A 3,023-nucleotide genomic window follows, 5' to 3' on the forward strand; every position below is an offset into this window, starting at 1 on the left:
GGCCGAAGGACGGGGCCTCTCCCGCCTCCAGGGTGAGGCAGATCTGGAAGAGGGGGTGCCGGGAAAGGGTGCGGGTGGGGTTGAGGGTGTCGAGGCGGGCCAGCGCAGGACGGCGAGTTCGCCGCCCTCGACGGGGACCCGCAGTTCGTCGTGGGGCAGCGGGCCGGGTCCTGCGGGTGCGGCGGCGGACGCCGTTTCGGCGGTGGTCACGACAGGTTCCTCTCCTTCGGACCGACGTCGGCGTCGGTGTGGCCGGTGTGGCGTGCGGTGCCGGGGGCCGCGTCGGCACGCGCCCCCGGAGCCGTACTCTGCCGGACGGCGGGCCCGTCCGGGACCTCACGGGTGTCGGGTGTGCGGCCGGCGTCGGGCACGACGCGTCCTGTGTCGCCGCCGGAGCCGGAGCCACGTCGGGCGGCGCGGAGCCGGCCGGGCAGTGCCGCGAGGCCGCCGGGCAGGACGTTGACGACGATCACGAAGAGCGCGCCGAGCAGGAACAGCGGCTGGCTGAGCGGCACCCGCAGGACGGCGGGCAGGTCGGCGACGGCGGCGGAGTTCGCCACGTCGCCGAGGCGGTGGTCGGCCCAGGTGTAGAGGATGCCGCCGAGCATCGGGCCCCAGCGGGTGCCTGAGCCGCCGAGGACGACCATGACCAGCAGCGACAGGGTGAATTCGGAGCTGGTGGTCTGCGGGGTCGACCCGCCGGTCAGCAACAGGTGCACGATCCCGCCGAGCGCGGCCAGGGCGCCCGCCACGGTGAAGGCGACCAGCTTGAATCCGTACGGGCGCAGGCCCAGCACCTCGACCCGGCGTTCGTTCTCCTTGATGCCCTCCCAGACCCGGCCGGTCGGTGAGTGGGTCGTCCAGTGCACGACGACGAGGGTGAGGCCGAGGAAGGCGAGGGTGATCCAGTACAGGTTGGCGGTGTTCTGGATGCCGACGAGTCCGGCGGGCAGGACGTCCGCGGCGACCGCGCGGCCCTCCTCGCCGCCTGTGAAGCCGCCGGGGTCGCGGGACACCAGGATCGAGCCGGCCTGGGCGAACGCCAGCGTCACCATGGAGAAGCCGATTCCGGTGACCCGCAGACTCACCGAGCCGAGCAGCACGGACAGGACGAGGCCGAAAACCAGGCCGAGCACCGCGGCCAGGCCGAAGGAGAGTCCGGCCTCCTGCATCATCGTGTTGGTGGCGTAGCTCCCCGCCGCGAAGTACAGCGCGTGGCCGAAGGAGAGCAGCCCGGTGCGGCCGAGCAGCAGGTCGTAGCCGGTGGCGAGGGCGCCGAACAGCAGGCAGAGCGCGAGGAGTTGGAGGCTGCCGGGGCTTCCGACCGGCCCGTCCAGCAGCCCGGGCACGTCGACGGCGCTGTACGGGAGCACGAAGAGCAGGACGAAGAGTCCGGCGGGCCACCGGCGGAGCAGGCGGCGGCCCCGCGAGCCGGGAGAGCTTGCCGTGACAGTGATCGTGCTCATGCGAGCCTCCCGGTGAGACCGCGCGGGCGCACCAGCAGCAGGGCGGCGAGCAGCGCGACGACCGCGAGGTCGCCGAGGCCGGCGGTGGTGTAGTAGTTGGCGAACTGCTGGATGAGACCGATGGCGACGGACGCGACGGCGGCGCCGGTCACCGAGCCCATGCCGCCGGTGACGACGACCACGAAGGCGAAGATCAGCAGCGAGGTGCCCTGGCGGGGGTCGACCGACCCGAAGTACAGGCCGCCCAGCGCGCCGCCGAGTGCGGCGGCGGCACCTCCGATGGCGAAGACGAGGGTGAACGCCTTGCGGACGTCGATGCCCAGCGCCGTGACCATGGCCCGGTCCTCGACGCCCGCGCGGACGACCAGGCCGTGCCGGGTGCGGTCGAGGAAGAGTTTCAGGCCCGCCCACACCAGTACGGCGGCGGCGATCAGGACCAGGCGGTTGGCGGGGACGTTCGCGCCGAGCACGCCGATGGTGTCCTTCAGCGCGTCGGGGCCGGGGAAGGTCAGTGCGTCGGTGCCCCAGATGCCCGAGAGCAGGGCGGGGACGGCGAGCGAGACGCCGACCGTGGCGAGGACCTGTTCGCGCGGGCGGGTGTAGAGGGGGCGCACGACGACGAGTTCGAGCACGATCGCCGCGAGGGTCCCGACGAGGACGCCGAACACGACGGCCCACGCGAAGGCGAAGCCGCCGGAACCCGCGCCGGGAAGGTTGCCGGAGGCGGCCCACCAGGTCGCGTAGGCGCCGATGGACAGCAGCGCGCCGTGGGCGAAGTTGAGCACGTCCATCAGACCGAAGATCAGCGACAGCCCGGAGGCGACGAGAAAGTACAGTGCACCCAGGCCGAGGCCGGTCAGGGTGAGCAGGACGACGGTGTCCATCAGGCGTCGGCCTCCGAACGGTCGGGCCGCACCTCTGCGGGCGCGGGCGCGGCGGAGTGGGTGGCGGGCGTGGGCGCGCGGCCGACGCCCAGCAGGCGGCGGGTTGCCTCCGCGTCCTGGAGGAGTCCGGCGGCGGGCCCCTGGTGGGCGGTGCGGCCGTCCGCGAGGACCGTGCAGTGCGTCGCGAGGCGGCGGACCATCGCGAGGTTCTGCTCGACGAGCAGGACCGGTACGGCTTCGGCGGCGCGCTCCAGGACCTGGGTGACCTCGGTGACGACCTTCGGGGCGAGGCCCTTGGTCGGTTCGTCGGCGATGATCAGCCGGTTGCTGTTGAGCAGGGTGCGGCCGATGGCCACCATCTGCTGCTGGCCGCCGGAAAGCGTGCCCGCCAACTGCTTCGCACGGGTGCGGAGCTCGGGGAAGAGTTCGTGGACGAGCGCGTAGTCCGTCTCCCCGCCCGGGCGTTCGGCCAGCCGGAGGTTCTCCGCGACGGTCAGTCCGGCGAAGATCCCCCGGTCCTCCGGGGCGTAGCCGATGCCGCGGCGCACCAGGGCGTGCGTGGGCAGGTGCGCGGTCTCTTCGCCGTCCAGCAGCACGCTGCCGGTGCGCGGCACCAGGCCGAGCACCCCGCGCACGGTCGTGGTCTTGCCCGCGCCGTTGCGGCCGAGCAGGG

At 73.3% G+C, this 3,023-nt stretch carries 3 protein-coding genes and 1 pseudogene; all 4 read right to left on the reverse strand.

What is annotated here, in order from left to right:
• Positions 1-210 (reverse strand): annotated as a pseudogene (locus tag ACWD3D_RS35425) (hypothetical protein); the annotation flags it as partial.
• Entirely contained in the window at positions 207-1,466 is a 1,260-nt protein-coding gene (locus ACWD3D_RS35430) for a branched-chain amino acid ABC transporter permease (RefSeq protein WP_451464784.1), read from the reverse strand. The pseudogene ACWD3D_RS35425 and the gene ACWD3D_RS35430, both read right to left, overlap by 4 nt.
• Complete coding sequence (locus ACWD3D_RS35435; RefSeq protein ID WP_451464785.1) at positions 1,463-2,350, reverse strand: branched-chain amino acid ABC transporter permease; 888 nt, start codon at positions 2,348-2,350, stop codon at positions 1,463-1,465. Before ACWD3D_RS35435 ends, ACWD3D_RS35430 begins: the two co-directional genes overlap by 4 nt.
• Positions 2,350-3,021 (reverse strand): ABC transporter ATP-binding protein, encoded by a 672-nt coding sequence (locus ACWD3D_RS35440; protein ID WP_451464786.1) that lies wholly within the window; start codon positions 3,019-3,021, stop codon positions 2,350-2,352. Before ACWD3D_RS35440 ends, ACWD3D_RS35435 begins: the two co-directional genes overlap by 1 nt.
• Positions 3,022-3,023 lie beyond the last annotated feature (2 nt).

It is taken from the genome of Streptomyces sp. NPDC002690 (assembly GCF_053592415.1).

Excerpts from the sequence above, each read along its gene's own strand:
- ACWD3D_RS35435 (WP_451464785.1), bottom strand. The coding sequence starts at position 2,350 with ATGGACACCGTCGTCCTGCTCACCCTGACCGGCCTCGGCCTGGGTGCA.
- ACWD3D_RS35430 (WP_451464784.1), bottom strand. The coding sequence starts at position 1,466 with ATGAGCACGATCACTGTCACGGCAAGCTCTCCCGGCTCGCGGGGCCGC.